Here is a 22402-nt window from a genome sequence, read left to right as displayed (position 1 = left end):
CCATACGGCAGGAGATAACGGCTCGCCAAGCTCCCAGCGCCACATTCCTGAACAGCCATCCCCGAACTTTCTGCCATCGCTCTTAAGGTTGATTCCTTCCCGCTCCCTCTCCTCCCTTAACTCCTCCTCCAACCACCCCTTCCACTGCTGCATCTTCCAGTGCACCATCTCCGGCCCACCCACAAAATCCTTAGCCACCTTGCAAGCCCAGCCTAGAGGCATATCCCCCGACAGCAAAACCATCGTTCCATTCACTCCAGCATTCCTGCACACATACTCCCACCATGCGATATCTATACGTAGGTCCAGCGAAATTTTCATCCTCCACCGCTGCCCTTGCCGGATGGCATATACGGCGACACGCATGCGCCCGCCTCCTTTCTCCCTTCCCGTGTGAATGGTATAGGCCTCTACTGGGCCGTTATAACAAGAGGTCCATTGCAACATCTATACAAGTCCTTATCACCGACGATCCTCCGCCCAACGCAAAAAAGCACACCCCCGGCTTATCGCCTTTGGAGTGTGCTTCACTCTGTATTCTGCATTATGCCGCCTCCCGGCATGAACGCAGTTCCCTGCGTATTAGACATAAGGGATGCGCTCCGCTTCATGCGGCTTTCTCAAATCAATCATTTCGGAAATCATGCCGTCAGCCAGCACCAAGGTTCCTTCGATGTCTCCGTTCTCCACGGAGGACTGCATCGGGACGACGGATAATTCCATACCCGCGGTTCCGTGCATTCGGTGGACAATCTCCACGGTCTGATCCGTGGAAGCTGCATCCATCACCGTTAGACGAAGCTTCTTGCCTGAAATGAACGAATACCACCCGAATGCCCGGATGTACCATTCGATCTGTCCTTCATGGTTGGACGTCACCAGCGTATAGTGAACCCAGGGTGAACTTTTGCGCTTCTGCCAAGCATGAAATAAGTGAACCGCCGCAGCCGCCAGCACGTATACCGCCGTGATCCACAAAAGCGGAATCATCATGCAGACTCACCTCCTGTATACCCACACTATATGCGGGTACAAACCAGACGGTGAATGATAAAGGCCGGATCGCCCACACCTCTGACGAAAGGGGCATGAGCGAGCGTACAGTGGAATTTTTCACAAACTTTGGCAAAGGCAAGCAGCCATCCCAAAATTATGGTATTCGTATTAGAGCGTAACCCAACCGTATTTAATCGAGTTGATAACTGCTTGCGTACGGTCGTCGACTTCCATCTTCTGCAGGATGCTGCTGACATGGTTCTTGACCGTTTTCTCGCTTATGAATAAAAACTCTCCGATCATCTTGTTGCTCTTGCCTTCCGCCATCAGGCGCAACACTTCAGCTTCCCGCCGGGTCAGCGGATTGTTCTCGCCGGCCACGAACTTGACGCCTGCTTCGCGGACGCCGCTCTCGGTCATGGCACCCGTTTCGTTCAGGAAGGTCATGCGCCGCAGCTGCTGAATCAGCTTGCCGGTCACTTTAGGATGAATAAATGCATAGCCTTCCTGAACCGAACGGATCGCATTGATCAGCGACTCGGCTTCCATATCCTTGAGCAGGTATCCGTTCGCGCCCTTGCGGAGCGTCTCGAATACGTAACTCTCATCATCATGAATGGATAGAATAATGACCTTTACATCCGGAAACAGCTCGCGGAGCTTCTCCGTGGCCTCCACACCATTTTCCACAGGCATATTAATATCCATCAGGACAATGTCGGGTTTGATATCGTTGCAAAATTCGAGCACCTGGATACCATCGCCGCATTCCCCGATGACCTCAATGTCTTCCTCCATGTTCAAAATACGCTTCAGACCCTCGCGAAACAGTTGATGATCGTCAGCCAGGAGGACCTTAATGGTTGTTTTGCCGGAATCTCTCGTTTCCATCCAACTACTCCTTTCCCTTTTCCACGTTCGTTGGGATATGGATAATGATCTTCGTACCCTGATTCTCGGCCGATTCGATCTCCATTCTCCCTTCGAGAAGCTCTACCCTCTCGCGCATTCCGATTAAACCGAAATGATCCTTGCTCTTCTGTTCCAGAAGCTCGACTCGGAATCCAAGTCCATTGTCTTGAACGACAATTTTAACCATCTGCGCTTGATATGTAATCTCAATTAACACATAGGTTGGGTGGGCATGCTTCGCCGCATTGCTCAGTGCTTCCTGGACCAGACGGTAGATCGCCGCCTCCATTGCAGAAGAAAGACGATGCTCTTTCCCTCTCGTTTCGAACATGGTACGGATCTTGGTCTTCTCCTCGTAATCGTGCGCGTATTTACGCAGCGTCGGGATCAGTCCCAAATCATCGAGTGCCATAGGACGCAGATTAAAAATGACCTTGCGCATTTCTTCAAGGCTGGAGCGTACCTGCCCCTTCAAATCTACTATTTCGTCCTGCACCATCTTAAATTCCTGCTTCAGCAGCATTCTTTCCACAATTTCGGTTCTAAGGACCAGGTTAGCGAGCAGCTGCGCCGGACCATCATGGATTTCACGGGCGATGCGTTTGCGCTCTTCTTCCTGCGCCAAAATAATTTTCAGACCGATCACCTGGCGGTTCTTGGCCGTCTCGATGATCCGGGTCACTTGTCCCAGCTCTCCCGACAGGTATTCCATAACAACGCCCATTTGCGATCCGATGGATTCGGCACGTTCTATCGAATTTTCGACACTTCTCACCCGCTTCTGGAGTTCATCGCGTCTGGCCTTCAAATACATTTCCTTCTCGCGATAAATCATCACATCAAGCTGCAGCTGCGTCGCTTTCTCGTAGGCCTGCCTAATATCATCCTCTTTGTACCGGACGAAGTCCCGGCTGACCTCGGTCAGCCGGATCCGGGAGCGCCGGTAGTTCAGCTCCAGCTGATCCACCTTTTGCAGCGTATCCACGGTTTCCTTCATCACTAACTGCAGTTCCTGATTCAACGTGAGCAGCTCGTCCCGGGCCGTCTCGAGAATCTCGAACATCTGATATTTGCTGTTTTCAACCACCTGGATGGCATTCTTAATGACTCGGTCTATCGCATCGGCTTGAAAATCCACGAATGTTCTACTCCATTTCTAACCATTACAGTTCTACATAGAATGAGCTGCAGTCGCATTTCCTAAGTTCAATTCTATACATATCATACCATATCATGATTGGATGGTAATGGTCTTCGTGTTTTGTTCCCAATTTACTTGTAATCCTAATTGCTCGGAAACGAGCCGAAGTGGGACTAAAGTACGACCTTGGGTGATGAATGGAGCAACTTCTGCGCTTTTACGCTTGCCGTTTAGGATATATTCCTTTTTGCCGACCGTCAAGTCCATCAGCTTGCCGCCCCGCAGGACGCTGATCCGCTGATTGGCCGAATCCCATGTGGCTTGTCCGCCAAATGTATCCAGTACGTATTTCACCGGAATATAGGTCGTACCGTTCTTCATGACCGGCGCAGCGTCCATGGATTTCTTCTGACCATTCGACATATAGGACTTCTGCCCGACCGCCATGATCACCTTGCCGGTTGGAAGGCCGGCATCGCTGGACAGCGAAGGCATCGTGAATTTAATGTTGTCAAAAGCGACCGTACCCGTCTTCGCCCGCTCGTCCTGACCATCTTCAACATTGACGACGTAGAGGCGTTTCAACTGGGCCGGGAAGGCGATGCCCAGGCTGCTCAGATCCACGTTGATCGTCTTCCAGCCCGTCCAGTCAATGGCTTTGGCAAGATCGACGTAAACCGTCTGTCCTTTCGCGTCCGTCAGCTCGGCACGCATCCAGTTCAGGCTGTTGTCGCCCATCGCGTCGATCGACATCGACGTAGCCGCTGCATTAATGCCTTTCCCCGAAGTGCCGTTCAGTTGTGCATAAGCATACATTTTGCCGCTGCCGGCCGTCATGTCATACTGCAGCTGAAGCACTTTGGAATTGGCATGGTCGCCGGTTCCCTGCGTCACCTGCGCCGATCCGGTAACCTGGCTGCCGCTGTTGGTTGTAAAATCGACCGGGTATGTGACATTTTCAAAGTTTTCCCACATGTCTTCGCCTGCCGCCGACAGCACGACGACTGTGCTGAAGCCATTATAACGGGCGATGGCATAACCAACCTTCGTATTCGCATTTACCGAAGCGACGGTCAGCTTGTCATCCTGCACGCTGCCTTTAAAGCCGATGAATTCCCATTTCAGGGAGCCGGCCGGAACTGCAATGCTCTGCCCGTCCTTCGTCACCGCCGTAACCGGCACTGATACCGTGCTGCCTGCCTTCAGCGGAGCCGTTGCCGTTCCGACGTTCAGGGCGGACAGGTCGTCTCCGCCGATAACCTTCACCTGCATGCTGGCGTTGGCTTTGCCGCTGACCGCGGTAATCGTCGATGTTCCCGGCTTCACACCCTTCACCGTCTGCCCGCTGACGACGATGTTGCCGTTGCTCGACTTCCAGGTCGGCGTAATGCTCGACACGTCGATCGGGTTGTAGTAGGTGTCATAGCCTTTCAACTGGAACGACGCCTGCTGACCGATCAGGATCGCGGAAGAGCCGCTGATTTTCAGCCCGAGCAGGCTGCCCTGCGGCGCCTCGGTGTACACGCCGACAGCGTTGACGACGCTGCGCTGGGTCGTTCCGTATTCCGTGTCGAACGTCAGCTTCGTGCCCGTTTCGCCGAGCGGCCGGTCGATCATCGTTGTGGAGCCGCCACCGTCCAGGTTCATGCCTTTCCAGACACCGACCTTGACCATAAAGGTCTGCAGCTCGGACAGCGACATGCCGGAGCTGTTGTCATTTTTCTCAACGGCCACGATATAAGCGTAGCGCTGATCCTTCGAATATCCGAGTGCCGTACGGGCGCGGTAGCCTCCGATGCTGGATACGTCGCGCGAAAAGGCCGACGCCGCTCCATTATTCACCAGGATGGTATGCCCGCCGATCATCATCTGCAGGTTGGCCGGATCAAGCGACTGTCCGGACGTTTTGGACAGCAGCTTGTAGTCGGTTGTGATCGTTTGGCCGACTGCCATATGGTTTGTTACGAACTGCGCTGCCGTTCCGTGGGTCCGCAAAATGTACCCGTCCTCCGGCACTGCGAAATCGAAGCCTCCCGGCTCGGAAATTTGCGTAATCACGTTATTTTGCACCAGGACCTCAACCGGTGTAGTGGAGCTGTTCTTCGGACGAACCGGCGACTTCCAGGCACTTGTATAAATATACATAGCATTCGCATGGCTGTAATTCGAAGTTCCGCTCTCCGGCGTGTAAGATGCCTTGTTGACGCCTGCCAGCGGGAACGTAGAGCCGTCTTGGGCTGTCACCGTTCCGTCAAACGAAAACTGATCGATGACCGGCGTGCCGCTCTTGGTTACCGCAAAGGAATACATCCCCTTCAGATCCGAAGGCGTCGATACCAGTTCCCCGCTGGTGACCTGCCCCCCGATCGGTGCCCCGTCTCCGGCCGTATTAAAATAGTCCCCGTTCACGCCCGCTACCGCACCAGTCTCTTTGACCATGCCACCAGTGCTCTGTTTGGTGGTCAGCTGACCGTCCTGGCCGTTCATGACGTCAATCTTGACGTTCGGATTCTGCAAATCGACTTTGATGACGTCCGCCAGTGCTGTCGCCTGTTTGCCGGAGCGCGTCGTCGTAAATTTGTACTTGGTCATTATCGCCCCAGACGTAACCGGGCTCTCACTGAGCTTCGTTACGGTCGCAGCCGTGGCCGCGCTGGCCACCGAAGCAATAGAATGTCCGTTCAGCGGGATGCCGCTGCCGATAACCGGTGTGATAAACAGCAGGCCAGCCAGCGATACGACCATCCACTTCTTGCCTGCACCCTTCTTGTGCTCGTTCCCCATGCGATCATTATGCCATTTCATGTACTGTTAACTCTCCCATCTTCTTCATACGCAATGCTATTCTATCGTTGCTCGTTCATAAACAGGACCAACCGACTATACACGTTACAGCATGAGTTCACAGACTCTATTATCTAGGTCCAGTATGAACTCCCTATTAAATAGACTGAAATTATCCAAAAAAGTTACGGAAAATTAATCTTTTTAGCAAAATCCACCGAAAAATCCCACAAAAAAAGCCCTACCTAAGTAGGGCTGACGTACCGAAATGGAAACTCTATGATTTTGTGAGAGATTTAGCCTGTTCACTACTCTGGTTACATGTACCCGATCTTCTCCAGCAGACGCTGCAGCATGACGGCTGCCTGGGCGCGAGTCGCATTTCCGCGGGGCTGGAACGTGTTCGCCGTGACGCCCTGGATAATGCCTTCCTTCAGCACGCGTGCCGCGGAATCCGGATACTGGATTTGCTTGCTGTCCTTAAACACTTTCAGGTACGTGGACGCCGGATAGCTCAGCGTCGAGTTGTATCCCGCATAGTTCATGGCACGGACCATCATGATCCCCATCTGCTCGCGTGTGATCGAGCTGTTCGGTTTGAACGAACCGTCCGTATTGCCGGTGACGATGCCGGCTTTGGCCGCCGCCCCGATATAGGCGCTGGAGCCGATGTTGACCACGTCATAGAAGCGGTCCGCGCTCTGCGCATCTCCTTCCAATCCGAGAGCCCTGGCCACGTACTCGGCAAACTCAGCACGGGTAATGCTCTGATCCGGGGCAAACAGCGTATTCGTACGGCCCTCGATGACCTGCTTGGCGGACAGCGTGCTGATCGCGTCTTTCGCCCAGTGATTGCCAAGATCGCTGTAATATTTATAGAATGTCGCTCCGAAAACAGTAAAGTTCCCCTTTACCTTGCCATGGAATACCCGGCGGCTGCCTGCTGTGTCGATCACTCCCGGAACGTAGGTCAGCTTGTTGGCTCCGCTGTCGAAGCGGACCAGGCTGGACCGGCTGTCCTGCAGCGCACTGCTCGTCCGGACGAGCACCTCCCCGCTGAGCTTCAGCTCACGCGGATTGTTCGGCGAACTGTTGTTCACGGCGGATACATAGAAGTCTACAGGCTCGGTGATCTTTTGGCTGGAGCTGGTGTTCAGCTTCTTGCTCAAATCCGCGGCTGCCTCCGTCGACAACTTCTCTACCGTGATGTTAAGCGTGACGGAAGAGCTGCTCGCATTCAGGCTGCTGGCAATGTCCGGCAGGTTTATTTTGCTAAAAGGTACCATATATACGGCGTCCCCGGCTTTCACCGCCAGCACCGCGCTGCGATCGATATTATAGACTTGCTGCAGCGCATCCAAAGGGAACGTAACCGATGCTGAGCTTAGTCCAACGGCCGCATCCACAACGAGCGTGTGCAGCTTTTCACCGGAATTCAGCATATATTGGTAGGCCTGCTTCATCTTCTCGCCATCGACCCGGTACTGCTTAATATATTGGTTGTTGCGGGACTTTACGTCCGACACGGCCGTCGCCTGATTGCCCAGCGCAAACATGGCCTGTCCAAACTCTCCCGCTTCCATGAGTGTCAGGTAGGAAGGACGGTTCGGATCGGTCGTTCCGCTGCCGGTTGTCGTGCCCGTGTTGCTGACTGGGACTTTGTTAAAATACTTCAAATAAGTACCTGCGCTATCCCTGAGCGGCGTGGCCCCTGGAATGTAGGACAGCTCCACCTTTTGGCCGCTGATGACTGGATTGCTGAGCTTGATCGTCAGCGTGCTGCCATTGACCGAAGCGCTGGCCAGGGAGCTTGTCGTTCCGTCCACCAACACCTGAAATTGGGTTACTGTGACGGAGGACTGGGACACCAGCGTTTTATTGAACACGATCTGGATGGTATCTCCCTGCACTACCGCCGATTGGATGTCACCCATGTCGAGCAGCGTCGTAACCGTAACCGGCTCCAGATTCAGGTATCCGGCCGAGTTCCCATTTAGGTCCGTCAGGCGCGCGGTACCGGGTACGTACGAGATCGTCACCTTGTTATCTTTGCTCAGCGCAGACGTCAGCGTCAGCGTTACCTGGCTGCCCTTGATCTCCACTGCTGTCACGTAATTCGGCACATTGTTGACCAGTACGGAAAACTGGCTTTTCATCGGCACATTGGTCGTGCTCAGCAGCTCGTTATACGTCAGAACCAGCTTGGTGCCGCCGCCTTCCGCCTTGTCCAGGACCGGGGGCTTTGTGTCCCAATAGTTGCGGACGATGTAGTCCGTGAATCCGGCGATATTTTGTCCGCGGTAATCCTGAATCGGATACGCCCCCGGCTTGTAGCTGACCCGCACTACCTGCCCGTCGCCGACGGACGTGTTCAGGGACAGCGTCAAGGACTGGCCGCTTTGACTCACGCTTTTGACGCCCATACTCGTTCCGTCCGCCGTTACAGTGAACTGCTCGTAGGCATAGACAGATGGACTTTTCAGCGACTGGCTAAAATACAGCACCACCGTGCTGCCCGAAATCGTGCCGCTGGTTGGCTTCGGCAGCGCGGAGTCCACGCCATTCACGACCTCGCGGGCCCCAAAAGCTGCCGCCGCTTTCCCCGCCGTATCGCGGATCGGGCTGGAGCCGCCGCTGTAGCTGATTTTCACATTTTGCCCAACGGCGACGCCGGTCTCCAAAATGACATAGACACTGTCGCCGGAGGTATACACGTAGCTGATCCGCCGTGCTTCATCATTCACCGTCACATTAAAATTGGCTGTCGATGGCCAGGAGTCCGAATACAAGGCTTCATTATATACGAGCCGGATCGTCGTGTTGCTGTACATCTCACTGCTCTGCAGCACAGGAGCTTGCTTGTCCGACGTGTTCGTCTGGAACGTCCAGCCTGTACTGCTTGTAATTCCGGCATAGTTCATGCCAGGGTTCTGTTTGTCGTAAAAAGCCCCCGGATCTACAGTCACGTAATAGGACGCGTCTTTGTCGAGCGTGTAACCGGACTGCAGCTGGATTTTGGCCTGGGTCCCGCTCACCGTGACCATCACCGGAACACTGGCACCATTAGAGGATTTGCGGAGCAATACATTCCCTGAACCGCGAACTACTTCCCGGTTAAAATTCATATACAGCGTCGCGTCTACCGCCACGTTCGTGCTTCCGCTTGTTGGGGACAAGCTGGAAATGGATAGCGGAGTCGTACTTCCTGGCGCCGCAGCCGTCGTGAAGGTCCAGCCTGTGGTCGAGGTGATCCCCGCCACGTTACTGCCTCCCCGGTCCTGAAAAGCTCCTGTAGGCACAATCACATAATACGACGTCCCGTACGCCAACACGCTTCCCGGATCGATCGTCACAACCGTCGAGCCACCGCCTGTCACCTGAGTGGATTGGACGTTAATCGAAGTTACCTTGGTGCCGTTCGATTTATACAAATCAATCGTTCCCTGCCCTGGATACACCGGGTTGTTGAAGGACAGCTGGAGCTTGCTGTTTGTGGCGATCCCGGTAGCGGCGCTTTGCGGCGATTTGGCCGTAATGGCGGTATCACCCTGCGTCGTAAAATACCACTGCCCGCCCGTCGTCAACCCGCCGAACGCTTGTCCATCCAGCGTGGTGATCGCGCCTGCTGGGATATAGACATAATACGTCGTGTTTTTGTCCAAAGAACGGGACAACGTAAAGCTTACCTTCTTCCCATTCGACTGTCCCGGTGTCAGCGTGATCGTGTCTACCACTTGGTTATCGGAGGCCCGTTTAATCTGAACGCTGCCGCTTCCCGTTTGGACTTCTTCATTAAAAGTCAGCTGCAGCGCGTTGGAAGTGCTGGCTCCGATTGAACCCACTTGGGGCGCGTAGTCCACGACAGCCAGCTTGCTTAACGTGGTGAACGTAAACGTCGACTCGTCCAACGGTTGATCTGAAGCGTCTTTAAGAACCCCCGCCTCGACTTTCACCTGATAATCCGTCTTATAGGACAGCCATTTGCCTTCAGGCAACTGGAAGGTGAATTTATCGGAGGGTGCTGGATTCTTCGAATCCATGGCCTTCAAATCGCTTAGGCTGAGCTTGATCTGGTTGGCCTCTTCCGGATGAGCCAGATCGATGATCCGCACCGCTGGGTCCGACACTGGATCGCTGGATTGATCGGCAATATGTACGTTTTGGTTAAAGGTCAGCTGAAAATCCGGACGTCTCCCAACCTCCACGGCCCCATCTGTCGGCAGCGTGGAGACAAGCGGTCCACTCATTTGAGCCTGCACTGCCCCAGCTGCTGCCGAAACGGTACCTCCTCCCATCCCTCCTGTGATTCCTATGTCCAATGCCATGGCGAGTGCTAGCATGCATGCCGTTATTTTTTTCATAGAATGGCTTAAACCTACCTTTCCTCGTATTCCGCTCCTGTGAAACGAAACATACCGCACCCTTTTCACAGGCACACGCTTATACTTCTATGTCGGTTAAAAAGGAAAAGAAGTTTAGCCTAAGGCTGGAAACGCTAGGTGATAGGCATGCAAAAAAACCTCAGCCCGGCCATTTCGCCAAACTGAGGTTTGGAGTAATTTATAAATCCATTCAGTTGACGTTAAACCCGGCTTTCTTTAGATCCTGTTTATTTAACACAATTGCTCCTAGAGATTTCTTCACCTGAATCTGTTTATTATTAACGTCACTTACTACGGTTGAATCGCCTTCTTTAATATCTTCTCCGTAGATTTTTAAGAGTGAATTTCCAGCACTAGTAATTTCGTAGGCACTTTCTTTCCCAGAAATTGGCGTTATTGAAACTTTGTTTAACGCCTGTAGCTCATTTAATGTGATCCATTCCGTTGATAATGGATTTGACTTAAACTCAATCGTATTCGCATTGGAATTATAGTTTGTTGTGTAATGAAACATATTTGCCGTTTCACGAATTGGTACATATGTAGTTCCCTTATATACCAACTGATTTGATGTAGATGTTTGTGTCTCTCCGTTTATAACGATTCTGATTTTTTTCAATGTTGCTTGGACAGTGTTTGGAGCAGCAAGTGCCACAGTTGAAGATCCAATTAACATACCGATTGTGAGCCCAATAATCATTTTTTTCATATGTATAACCTCCCCTTGTTTAAATTCATCTCAATATGTTTATTAACCAGCTGCACAGTTTTTGACTTCAATTATTATAAAAAAATTTATTTTTCTTGGAGAGTGAGTTTGGTACTAATTAAAATTGAAATTTATGGGATTAATATGCCCCAGGTACTAATTTCTTGATCATAATAAAAAACCTCAGTCCGGCTATTAGCCCAAACTGAGGTTTTAAAATTTCTTCTATTATAGTAGTCGCTTCGATTACAAACCGGCTTGAGCACGCAGCTCTTCCGCTTTGTCCACGCGTTCCCAAGGCAGATCCACATCGGTACGGCCAAAGTGACCGTATGCCGCGGTTTGCTTGTAAATCGGACGGCGCAGATCCAGCATGCGGATGATGCCGGCTGGGCGCAGGTCAAAGTTGGCGCGGATCAGCTCAACGAGCTTCTCGTCACTCACTTTACCCGTTCCATACGTATCGACGTTAATCGATACCGGCGTCGCTACACCAATGGCGTAAGCCAATTGGATTTCGCATTTGTCAGCCAGTCCTGCAGCGACAAGGTTCTTCGCCACGTAACGAGCTGCGTATGCGGCGGAGCGGTCCACTTTCGTCGGATCCTTACCGGAGAAAGCACCGCCGCCATGACGGGCATATCCACCGTACGTATCCACGATAATTTTACGTCCTGTCAGACCAGCGTCCCCTTGAGGTCCGCCAATGACAAAACGCCCCGTAGGATTGATGTAATACTTTGTCTCGGCGTCAAGCAGTTCAGCAGGAACCACCGGCAGAATGACTTGCTCTTTCACGTCTTTCTGGATTTGCTCCAGCGTCACGTCTTCCGAGTGTTGCGTCGAAACGACGATCGTATCGACACGGACAGGCTTGTCGTCCACGTACTCGATCGTCACCTGCGTTTTACCGTCCGGACGCAGGTAGTCCAACGTACCGTTCTTGCGCACCTCAGCTAAGCGGCGGGCAATGCGGTGAGACAACGCGATCGGAAGCGGCATCAGTTCAGGCGTTTCGTTGGTCGCAAAACCGAACATCAGACCTTGGTCGCCGGCACCGATGTTATCGGTTTCCTTGTCGACCTGTGCTGGGTCACGGCTCTCCAGAGCGGCGTTAACACCTTGCGCGATGTCAGCCGATTGCTCGTTGAGCGATGTCAACACCGCCATCGTGTTGGAGTCGAAGCCATATTTGGCCCGAGTGTAGCCGATTTCTTTTACCGTATTTCGAACAATAGCGGGAATATCCACATATTCGGATTTCGTACTGATTTCACCGATGACGAGCACCAGGCCGGTCGCAACCGACACTTCGCACGCCACGCGGGCATTCGGATCATTTTCCAGAAAAGCGTCAAGAACCGCATCGGAGATCTGGTCGCAAATCTTGTCCGGATGTCCTTCCGTAACGGACTCGGATGTGAACAGATGACGTCCTTTTACAGACATTGTATCAACCTCCTATAAGGGTATTATAACAACGGCAGATAAGTTCTAAACAAAAAATGAACCTTTTCCGCAAAGGAAAAGGTTGTTCTACAATCCTCGTATGTCATATTAACGTATTTGTCAACCCATGTCAATCAACGCAGAGGGAACATGGGCCTCGAAAAAAGCTGCATGAGTGCTTCTCTGATCAGCGTTGAAATGGCCGGTTACAACAGGTTTTGCTGCGCCAGACGAACGAGGCGTTTCGTCATTTCGCCGCCCACCGAACCGTTCTCCCGGGATGTCAGATGAGCCCCGTTCACACGGCCAAATCCAACGCCTCCAGCTTCACCCAGGTCGGATGCAAACTCAGTGTCCGCACCGCTAAATCCTGCAGATCCGTACGCTGCACCCAGCCCAAACTCGGCAGCGATTTCGTACTTCATTTGATTCAGCATATTCCGGCTTTCCGGTACCACTTTACGATTACTTCTTGCCATGATGGATACACCTCCTGCAAATATGGTCTTGCAAGAATAGTATTTGTCATCCGGCCGTCTCTAGACGTATAAATCATTGTTACTTCTGGCAAAAATAAGCTTATGTAGCGCGATTATTGGATCGAATAACCGCCACGAACCATAACCGTCAGGCTGGATTTCACGCCGTCTTGTACCATGATGCCGCGTCCGGCTCTCGGGAAGGACATGAGATGGTTATTTCCGACCGCTTGTCCATTGGTTACGTCTTTGCCATCCGTAAGGTCGGCAACGCCATTGGAGTCGGCACTGTAGATGACCGCATGTCCATTACGAACGATAAACTCGGCACCCGCAGCTGCGATCAGCTTCTCGCCTGGTTTTACGGTGACGATGGTGACTTGGTCACTAGAAGACGATGAATTATTATTCCCGGAATTGTTGTTTCCATTATCCGTTGGTGCCGTTGGATTGGTTGGCGTCGTAGGCGTTGTTGTTCCTCCGCCAAGCGCTTTTTGGATCTGTTGGTCAACGTAGCTCTTCGTTACAACCGGATCATCGGCTGTGCCGGCTTGGCCTGTAACACCTGCGCCTTGCGCAGTAATGTCAAAGATGGAGCCAAGGGCTACGCCCGCGCCGAGAACGATCACGGTAAGGGATAGTTTGGTGATGGATTTCATGTGGGACCTCCATAGCAATTAATGAAAATTGTTTTCTAATAAAAAAAGGACCCCAGAAATCTGAGGTCCTTTCCTCGAACAAAGTTTATTTCCAAACCAGTGTGCCTGCATTATCAGCAACAGTTGCAAGAACTCCAGTTAGTTGGTTACCTGCTACATCTGTCAGAGAGCTAGCATCAACTTGCAATGTGTCCCCAACATTCAAGGCATCAGTTCCATCGGTAATTGTAACTGTGATCGTCTTTGCAGTATTGTCATAAACTGCACTGTCAATAGTTGCATCAGAACCAACAATTTTCAATTTACCTTTGATATCCGTAGCATTTGCAATATTCAAGGCTTCAGTCAATTTAATAGTCAATCCAGTTACTGCAGTGCTTCCAGTAACGCTGTCCACTGCAGGAGCAGTTTTATCAATGGTGAATTTATAAATTGACTCATTTCCAAGGGAGTCAACCGCTCTCAACTCATAAACGCCGTCAGAAGTGATGGCAGTGTTCTTAGTATACGATTTGATTACACCGTTTTGCTTAAGCGTGAGAGATTGAACATCCTCAGTAGCTGCAAAAGTCGGAGTAACATCAGTATTTACAACCGAACCATCAGCAGGCAATCCAGTTGCAACTGGGCCAGCAGTTCTGATAGTAAAGTTACGAGTTGTAGTAAGACCATTAGCTGTATTTGTTACTTTCACTACATATTTTCCCGGATCAGCGACGGCAGTTCCAGAAGTGTAAGGTGTAGCTGTGTTACCATCCTTGGAAATTGTAGCAGTGTTACCAGTTGCAAAAGTAACCACTACAGGTCCCCGTGTAACAGAACCTTCATTCAAAACGGCTCCGTTCACTTTCATATCAACAGTTGGACCAGATACGTTCACACCACCCACAACTGTCGAATATACAGAGGATTCTGCAGCTTTGTTGCCAGCAAGATCCTGAATTTCAGAAGCATTCTTTCTTACTTGTACAGTGTACTCATCAGTAGTTGCTACTGTCAGAGCAACTTTAAGCACATTGTTATCAACCGAAGTTTTGTAGCCAGTAGCCGAAGACAGAACATCACCTGTTCTCTTATTTGTAACAATAAGGTCACGGCTGTAATTAGTAGCATCAGTTTGGTCCAGAACTTCACTAAACGGAACAAGAATGACACCGTCAGCTGTTACGCTCAGCTTAGTTGCATCTCCCAGATCAACTTGAGGAGCAACGCTGTCCAATACATTTACTACTTTACCAGCAGGCAAGACAGAGTTTCCAGTTGTAGTTTTCAAACTGTTGTTTGCTACGACACGCAGTTGAATTCCTGGAGTTGTGCTGTTAGAATCCGAAAGGGAAGTAGTGGAAATTCCTGTTCCAGAGATCTTAACAGTCACTTCATTCGTTCCATCAGCAACTACATCAGAAATGTAGGCTCTTGTTGCATTAGCCAATTCAAAGTCGGAAATTCTTGCTTCGCTGATAGGTTGATCAAAGCGAACCTTGATAACTTTGCTATCAGTCAACTCGACAGGTTTTGTTGCAGCCAGTTCAGCAGAAGCAGTATTGATTGCAATTTCAGTTCCGCCCAGTTCATCAATTACGTTACCAGACAAATCTTTAATTGCCAAAAGCTTAAATGCTGTGATGTTAGCAACACGAGTAGCATTAGAAGTGTTAATTTCAACTTTGTCATTATCAATGTATTGAGGGAATACAATTCGAACAGCTTTGCTATCCAAGATCGGAGTTACTTCTGTTCCCTCAGGCAATTGAGTGAATTTACCGTTGATTTTAACAAGGTAGTTACTAGGATCACCAACAGTAGCAGGATCAAGTGCTTTGTTGAAGTTAATAACCAAAGTACGAGTTGAGCTGTTACCAGAGTTGGAAACATACTTAGGTGCTGCAGTATCTTTACCGCTAAGAGTTCCGGAATAATCATTCATTGTGTTTTGAAGTTTTGTAGTGTCACGAACACCAGAAATCTTCAAGTTGTACGAATCGTCAGTCAATGCAGTATAAGATTCAACTTCGAAAGTTTTGCCAACAGTAGCGCTGGAACCATCTACTGCTTTTACATTTCTCAGAGAAACTACATCGCCATTTGTTTTAGTCAGAGTGAAGTATTTTACATCGTCAACTTTAACTTCTTTGCTGAATTTCACAGTAAAGAACTTGTTGTCGGATTTCTTCAAAGCTACAGAAGTAACCTCCGGACGAGTTTGGTCAACTTCAGCTCTAACTTTTACTTCAGTTTCAGTGATTTTGTTTCCAGAGTAGTCTTTTACATTTTCAACAAACAGTGAAGTTTCGTAACCAGGGAATGCGTTAGAACCACTGAAAGTGAACTCATAAACTTCTGGAGAGATTTGTTTCACTGAAGCTGCAGTCTTTTTATCAGAACCAGATTTCCAGTAAACATTGGAAGCAGATACTGTTTCAGGATCAACTTCTTCATTAAATGTTACTGTTGCTTTTTCAAGAGTAGCACTTACGCTTGCAATCTTAGGAGCAGTTGTATCTTCAACTACTTCAAAGCTAACTTCTTTGGAAAGAGCTTTAAAGTTGTTGTAGTCTTCAACGCCAGAGATTTCAAGTTTATGCGATCCAACACTCAAATCAGTAGTGTTATAAGATTTAAGAATTACATCACGGGCACCTTTACTTACGTTACCGTAGAAAGTTTTTCCGTCCAATTTGAAGTTAGAAGCGCTAGCTGTTTTGATCGGCTCAGAGAAAGTAACTTTAACAGCTTTTGTTCCCAACGCTTTTACTCCAACAACTTCTGGAAGCGCGTTGTCAATTGGTGTAAATGCAAAGTTAGATACACTTACAGATTTGTCACCAGCTTTTACATTGGTTACAGAAATCTTATAGGATTTTTGGTTTACCAATGTTCCTTCAACAGTCAAACGAACTGTTTTGTTATCATCCAAAAGAACTGCGGAGTCAACAGTAACAGCACTATCGATCGAGTAGCGATCTGCATCTTCAGCTGTTGCCTTATCTACAGTGCCGTCGAATGCAACTTCAACCTCTTTCAGGTTGCTTGCTGTCACACCTTGCACTTTAGTAGCAGTTGTCACTACATAAGTCACTTTTGCAGTGTACTCGTTGCCAGCTGCGTCCTTGAATTTCACTTCAGTTTCTTTGTTAGCAACCAAAGGAGTGTCAAGTTTAACCTTTACTACTTCACCAGTAGAAAGTGTGAACTCAACATTGCTTGGGTCAACTACTTTATAAGTGAAAGTGATGTTAGCCGCTTGGTCGATTGCGTATGCAGCTTCAACCAATTGGGAACGGCTAGCGTTTGCTTTGAAGTTAGCATCTTTAGAGATGAGGCCTTTGTCGATTGCTGCTTGAACATATCCTTTAGCCCAGTCAGCTGCGTTGTTGTCTGGGTTTGCAGGGATTTCAAGTTTCAGCGCACGAGTCAGAACAGTCGCCATTTCTTGGATGGTTACTTTTCCGTTGTAATTGAAGATTTTCTTCACGTTGTCTTGACCTTGCATGATACCAGCAGCAGTTACTGCTTCGATGTAAGGTACTGCCCAGTTCTTGGCGTCGTAACCTTTATCTTTGTAAGAAAGAGTTCCAGTTACTTCTTTCAGTCCAAGAAGCTTCGTGATGACTTTCGCGAACTCAGCGCGAGTCATTTCTTTTTCAAGATGAGCTTGTTTGTCTGGGTAGCCGTTGAAGATCCCTTTAGCTGCCAGAGCGTCGAATTTTTGTTGCGGAGTTACTGCAGTATCACCAAATGCTACAGATGCAAACATGGAGAATGCCATTGCTGTAGACAGAGCGACTGTCAAAATTTTCTTCATAACCTTTTTTTCTCCTCCTTGAACATTCATCACAATAGAGTTTTCTTTAAATGGGTAGCTCGTGTTACTCATTAGCCAATGCACCCCCTTTCCCGAGTTGAGCATGGTTCATATAAATGATGTCTGTGACGATATCACAGAAACTGGTAAACATTTGAATGAAAGCGACAAAAATAGAGTAGATTCCTAATCCTACCTAAGTATTATACAATGGGCCCCACAAGCCGTAAAGATAATTTTTCTAAAAAATAGACATCTTTCTTGGGGAGGGTAATGCTGGTTAAGCACCCATCGTAAATGACTCTACATCTTAGACGCGCGTGTTTCTAAAAAGTTGCACCTTTTTTAAAAAAATTTCAAAATTGTTACCGGCCCTTTAAAAATGCACCAAAAACACTGTTTGTCCAAGAAATATCTGGAAAACATTAACCTTTCCTTACTTGCTTGAAACAAGGAAAACAAAAAAACAAGGCGCCGAATGGCACCTTGTTGGACGATGTAAATGAGTCAAAGGTTACAAAATATTAACGGATTTTCATGGCCAGTTGAATGATCTGAGCACGCATTTCCGGGCTTGCGTTGAGGTTCTCGTACATTTGTTCAATCGGCTGCTTGTTCTCACGGTAAGTCTTATCATGTTTGATTGTCGAATGGGACCATTCAATCAGTTCGTTCTCGGAAATGACCAATTCATTATATGCATCATGGAATCCTGTCTCCATTACGAGACCTTCCATTACTTCTTGCGTGATTTCTCTCGTTTTCCGAGTGGTTTCGATTTTCTTCTCCAAAATGCTAGCTTTATTCTCAAATTTGGTCTTTGCTTTCAGATAATCCAGCTGCGCCTTCGAATAGATCGGTTTCATAAGATTGCCTTCACCCTCTAAGATAAAATATCGTTCTACGCCATTGTATCCTAATTTCCGACAAATTACAAAGATTTGAAAATGGAAAAAGATAGCCCCTTAGCCTAATCATTGGACCAAGGGGCTTTACATTTATTCGATTAGCTTAAATTTGCCGGGAAGATTTTGGAGCTCTTCTTAAATAGCTCTACTGCAATCTTGCCTGCTTCCGCACGGGTCATGCTGCCCTGTGGATTGAAGTTGTACGAAGCCTTCTTCTGGCCTGGAAGCGTAACAGCTTCACCTGACATCACCTTGGCTTTCGTTACGGCCACGATGGCCGGTCGCGCATAAATACCGATCTTGCCAGAATCGAGGAATGACTTGTCCAACGTCGCTTTAAGCTTATCATCGTTAGCTGCAAGCTTTAGTTTCATGGCTCGTGCCACCATCACGGCAGCATCTTCTCTTGTGATCGGTTCAAATACACCGAAGTTGCCTTCTCCAATGCCTGTAACAATACCGGCTCTTGCCGCTGTTTCGATATGTTCGAAATCCCATGTGTCCGTCTTAGCAGCCGGATCCACATCAAAGAACGTTTGTACGTTCTTATCAAAGTTTAGAGGAATATTAAGACCTTTAACCAACAGAGTCGCAAATTCCCCGCGTGTCGTCAAATCGTCCGCACCAAAGACACTCGATTGAACATTAACCATAATGCCTTTTGCATAGAGGGCATTCAAGATGTTACGAGCCCAAGGATGCTTGGTAATGTCATCAAACCCGCGGCTTTGTTTCATGACTACATAATAACCAAAATCATCGAATGGCACCGTAATGGTATTGTTTTTCGTATCCACGACACCACCGACATTCTCCCACCTTGCGTCGTCCGTGAAACGGAACACCGTGACTGTAGTACCTGCTTCATCCACCACGCTCTTGTTGAAACCAAGAGTCAGTGTACCACGCTGAGATGGAACAATCTTACGGTCAGGTTGGAGTTCTGCAGATTCCTTAAAATTGTATTTGGTGTTTTGATATTCGTAAGCGTGCGGCGGAAGTCCGTTGGAAGGCGGAATATAATCCGCGGAGTTCACGTTGCCATGCTCCCCTAATCCCCCACTGATCCAATAGATATCCGATACGCGTGTAAAGTTGTAATTTTGAATCATTGATGTAAATGGCTCAAGTAAGTCTTCAGCAAGCGGTATTACGGTGTTACCTTGAGGTGTCCGGTCATCTTTATTCATATTGATTACGTTTCCGTAGTCATTCTTTCTCTCCACTACGCCATCCTTAGGATCGGCAATACCGAAGAGCAGCTTGTTGTCCGGGTAGAATTTTGCCACTTCTCCCACATTTACGTTAGCTGAAGTTAAAACTGTTCCCTTTGGAAAAGATAAATTCAACGCTTTGTTGAATGCCGTGTACTTGGTGGCCGGCTTTTCCGTCATATACTCAGAGTTCACAGTTACTGCACCCGCATAATAAATATCGATGGACTGCGTTATAGTATCCTTACCCCGTACAACCTGGATCTTGACAGTATTGTTCTTATCCGGTTTTAACCCCACATAATCAAGCACAAAGCGATTGTTCATATCCGTGCGTTTAGTTGCCTCTTCCTTGCCAATAAGAACCTTGTCTGCTCCTTCTGCTTCAATATCAAACCTCACAAAGTTTTTATTGACAACAATTCGGTTATCGACGGTTGCCTTGGGCGATAAAATGCGGAAAGCTTCTGCCACACGAGTGATTTCTAGTCGCTGGGTGGCCCGTGCTCCTGTGTTGTTAATCAATTCGAGATTAAAGACCTGACTTCCCAATGTCTCAAACGGAATGTCATTGATCCGGAGAACGAATCTACCATTATAAACTGCCATTTCATAATTAAGCGTTTGGTTGTTGTAATTGATCGTACCTCTAATGTATTTTGTGTCCTGCTGATCCGTTCGGGTCAGATCAATTTCATTATTTTCCGCTGAGGAAAAGAACTTCTGTGTTCCTAGATTCAAATTAACATATTTAGCTCCGTTGCCTTGAACAACAAGACTATATTTAAGCTGACTGGTTTCGTACTTATCATCTTTATACACAAACTCCGGCGAGCTTGCAGTAATTTTGTTTAATATTGGGTTATCCGTAAGCTCCTTTAAGCTTAAGCCATCAAAGGATGGGGGCGTCTCTACAGACAACGTCGGGTGGAACACTGTAATATTAGCAACGTTGGTATCTACAATGTATATTCTCAATTCTGTAAATACGGTTGTCGTGTTGCCTCTTCCATCTTTGGAGTATCCCACAAATTTGATTTTGTTTTCTCCATAGTACAGTGGTCCATCCGTATCTACAGTAAGATCAAGATTAAACTTTCTATTCGCATCGTTTACACCGAGGGTAACACCGCGTTTTTCGCTCTCGCTGCCATTAATGAATAACTCCGCTTTTTCAAGCTTGTCGAATTCTCTATATTCCCCACGGATATTGATACTCTTTTTCGTACTTGAATCCATCTCATACACTTGACCGTTTCTAACGTTCTCTACATAAATGTTATTCTTGATCGCATATGAAATGGTCGCTACATAATTAGCCGATGAATCTTTAAAATGAAATTGTACTTTTTGCTGACCACTGGACAGACCCGTAACTTTAAAAACTTTTTCTGAATTATTGCTTCCAGGCCCCATGTATTGAACCGAAATGGATTGGCCACTCGGGACGTACTCAGCTTCCAGAACAGGGTCAGGTTGATTTGGCAATTCTTGATCCGCCTTAACCAGAATATAGAACGTACTGCTGTCTACCTCGTTCAGTGGTAATTTACTGACTTTCGTAAGGTCCACGTTTCCATTCGCTTCTTCTGCACCCTTCAAATACTGGATATCTTCAATACCTACGACTTTGCCCAAGTATTTATATGCAATATCGTAAGCACTGCTGGTATTCCCATAATTGACAACCAATTTGTAGCTGGTTGAATCCGTAAACTTCGGTGTATCCATGCTTAATGTAACAATACGATAGGCCACCTTCGTGCTGTTTGGAACGAGAATCGGCATATCCTTATCGACATTCAATCCTGTAGGGGAACTTCCATTAACAGTAACTGTTCCTTTATTGGCAAATGTATCGCCAGCATCTTCGAGAATAACAACGGCGGTTAATTTACCATGATCCACAGCTGGACTTGCCCCATCAGTAACAGTTGGCACGTTATCCACCAGAATATAGTCCTTGGAGTTATAGTTCAAGTTGATGCTGACAAACGGTGTTTTCTTAGTATAATAGTAAACATTTCTGGTTATGGACATCGTATCCGAGCCATTCTTAATGTTAATCGTAATGACATTTAACCCTGAATCGAGTTTAATACCAGAGGAAAAAAATTTGCCTGATGGAAGCAAAGTTGATGTCAACGGTGTTCCAGAATTGACAGATACAGTAACATCCGTTGCGTTACGTACTTCGCCCTGGATGGAGATCATCTCTTTATCAGATACTGCTTCAGAACCTTCATTAAGGGGAACTTCCCCAAGGCTTGTCCCTGTCATTTTCAAATCATTGATATACGGAATCTGATCATACAGTACATAAAATACATCAGAATGTGTAACTCCGTTCAAAGATCCGGAAAACGTAATCTTATTAAATCCGGGGAACAACGGCAGATTAGTTGCCTTGAACTTCTGAGCGGTTGTCGATGTATCAGGCGTAATGCTCCCGTCTTTAAAATGAGTAGGATCAGTGACCCATTCGATGATTTCATTGCCATTTCCATCATCGCTTATTTTCTTAGAACTCAACTGCTCTACTTTCGCTTTAAGCGTATTCTCGCTAACCTGTGAATATACCCCTGTGACGGTAAGAGTGGAAGTGCTTGAAATATAGACATTGTTCCTATTAATCTGCGTTCCTGAGTTATCCGTTGTTAAAATCGTTGTTTTTCTGAGGACGATGTCATCAGGAATAAAATAACTAGCAGTTTGAACCGGTGATTCTGCTGCATGCACAGGCTGAGCTAAACCTGCAGGAAACAATGAAACGATCAATGCCATAAGCATGATCCAGACATACGTCTTCTTAATGCGATGCATAAATGTTTGATCTCTCCTTTTCGCCTAACTTTTGTGAGATTTCCGGTAATCATGACTGGAAATTCCAATTGATTCTCTTACTCTTTCTATCGGATACTTTCTACCTATTTTTTAGGTGAAACTAGAAAAAAAGTCCCCCCT

The 22402-nt window shown here is 48.0% G+C and carries 12 protein-coding genes and 1 pseudogene; all 13 read right to left on the bottom strand.

Annotation, left to right across the window (positions count from 1 at the left end; all coding sequences use genetic code 11):
- Positions 1–366 (bottom strand): annotated as a pseudogene (locus BCV73_RS35255) (hypothetical protein); the annotation flags it as partial.
- Positions 367–582: 216 nt separating this feature from the next.
- Positions 583–993: a hypothetical protein gene (locus tag BCV73_RS31345; protein WP_089549740.1), complete on the bottom strand. Its 411-nt coding sequence runs from the start codon at positions 991–993 to the stop codon at positions 583–585.
- 171 nt (positions 994–1164) lie between these two features.
- Positions 1165–1887, bottom strand: coding sequence for a response regulator transcription factor (locus tag BCV73_RS31340; RefSeq protein WP_076174607.1), 723 nt, complete (start codon positions 1885–1887; stop codon positions 1165–1167).
- Between the two features lie 4 nt (positions 1888–1891).
- Positions 1892–3046: a sensor histidine kinase gene (locus BCV73_RS31335; protein ID WP_089549739.1), complete on the bottom strand. Its 1155-nt coding sequence runs from the start codon at positions 3044–3046 to the stop codon at positions 1892–1894.
- Between the two features lie 93 nt (positions 3047–3139).
- The gene (locus BCV73_RS31330; RefSeq protein WP_089549738.1) at positions 3140–5854 is read right to left on the bottom strand and encodes a stalk domain-containing protein; all 2715 of its coding nucleotides are present in this window, start codon (positions 5852–5854) and stop codon (positions 3140–3142) included.
- A 296-nt stretch (positions 5855–6150) separates the two neighbouring features.
- Positions 6151–10080, bottom strand: a complete 3930-nt coding sequence (locus BCV73_RS31325; protein WP_218828211.1) for an Ig-like domain-containing protein — start codon at positions 10078–10080, stop codon at positions 6151–6153.
- A 325-nt stretch (positions 10081–10405) separates the two neighbouring features.
- A complete protein-coding gene (locus BCV73_RS31320; RefSeq protein WP_089549736.1) occupies positions 10406–10924 on the bottom strand; it encodes a stalk domain-containing protein in 519 nt (172 codons plus the stop codon).
- A gap of 246 nt (positions 10925–11170) precedes the next feature.
- A complete protein-coding gene (metK, locus tag BCV73_RS31315; protein WP_089549735.1) occupies positions 11171–12373 on the bottom strand; it encodes a methionine adenosyltransferase in 1203 nt (400 codons plus the stop codon).
- A 206-nt stretch (positions 12374–12579) separates the two neighbouring features.
- Entirely contained in the window at positions 12580–12852 is a 273-nt protein-coding gene (locus tag BCV73_RS31310; protein ID WP_089549734.1) for an alpha/beta-type small acid-soluble spore protein, read from the bottom strand.
- A 113-nt stretch (positions 12853–12965) separates the two neighbouring features.
- Positions 12966–13511, bottom strand: coding sequence for a hypothetical protein (locus BCV73_RS31305; RefSeq protein ID WP_089549733.1), 546 nt, complete (start codon positions 13509–13511; stop codon positions 12966–12968).
- Positions 13512–13596: 85 nt separating this feature from the next.
- Entirely contained in the window at positions 13597–17388 is a 3792-nt protein-coding gene (locus tag BCV73_RS31300) for an S-layer homology domain-containing protein (RefSeq protein WP_089549732.1), read from the bottom strand.
- Between the two features lie 452 nt (positions 17389–17840).
- Positions 17841–18182: a hypothetical protein gene (locus BCV73_RS31295; protein WP_089549731.1), complete on the bottom strand. Its 342-nt coding sequence runs from the start codon at positions 18180–18182 to the stop codon at positions 17841–17843.
- 140 nt (positions 18183–18322) lie between these two features.
- Positions 18323–22222 carry an S-layer homology domain-containing protein gene (locus BCV73_RS31290; protein WP_218828210.1) on the bottom strand — a complete coding sequence of 1300 codons (3900 nt, stop codon included), beginning with the start codon at positions 22220–22222 and terminating at the stop codon, positions 18323–18325.
- Positions 22223–22402: the final 180 nt, after the last annotated feature.

Source organism: Paenibacillus sp. SSG-1 (assembly GCF_002224835.1).
In the GTDB taxonomy this organism is placed as follows: Bacteria; Bacillota; Bacilli; order Paenibacillales; family Paenibacillaceae; genus Paenibacillus_AQ; species Paenibacillus_AQ favisporus.
The sequence above is the reverse complement of the archived record's forward strand: the minus strand, read 5'-3'. Positions and strand labels throughout refer to the sequence as shown.

What these genes read in the sequence shown, in the direction of transcription:
- BCV73_RS31345 (WP_089549740.1), bottom strand. Translation starts at nt 993, where the DNA reads ATGATGATTCCGCTTTTGTGGATCACGGCGGTATACGTGCTGGCGGCT.
- BCV73_RS31340 (WP_076174607.1), bottom strand. Translation starts at nt 1,887, where the DNA reads ATGGAAACGAGAGATTCCGGCAAAACAACCATTAAGGTCCTCCTGGCT.
- BCV73_RS31330 (WP_089549738.1), bottom strand. Translation starts at nt 5,854, where the DNA reads ATGAAATGGCATAATGATCGCATGGGGAACGAGCACAAGAAGGGTGCA.
- BCV73_RS31325 (WP_218828211.1), bottom strand. Translation starts at nt 10,080, where the DNA reads ATGAGTGGACCGCTTGTCTCCACGCTGCCGACAGATGGGGCCGTGGAG.
- BCV73_RS31320 (WP_089549736.1), bottom strand. Translation starts at nt 10,924, where the DNA reads ATGAAAAAAATGATTATTGGGCTCACAATCGGTATGTTAATTGGATCT.
- metK (WP_089549735.1), bottom strand. Translation starts at nt 12,373, where the DNA reads ATGTCTGTAAAAGGACGTCATCTGTTCACATCCGAGTCCGTTACGGAA.
- BCV73_RS31310 (WP_089549734.1), bottom strand. Translation starts at nt 12,852, where the DNA reads ATGGCAAGAAGTAATCGTAAAGTGGTACCGGAAAGCCGGAATATGCTG.
- BCV73_RS31305 (WP_089549733.1), bottom strand. Translation starts at nt 13,511, where the DNA reads ATGAAATCCATCACCAAACTATCCCTTACCGTGATCGTTCTCGGCGCG.
- BCV73_RS31300 (WP_089549732.1), bottom strand. Translation starts at nt 17,388, where the DNA reads ATGAGTAACACGAGCTACCCATTTAAAGAAAACTCTATTGTGATGAAT.
- BCV73_RS31295 (WP_089549731.1), bottom strand. Translation starts at nt 18,182, where the DNA reads ATGAAACCGATCTATTCGAAGGCGCAGCTGGATTATCTGAAAGCAAAG.
- BCV73_RS31290 (WP_218828210.1), bottom strand. Translation starts at nt 22,222, where the DNA reads ATGGCATTGATCGTTTCATTGTTTCCTGCAGGTTTAGCTCAGCCTGTG.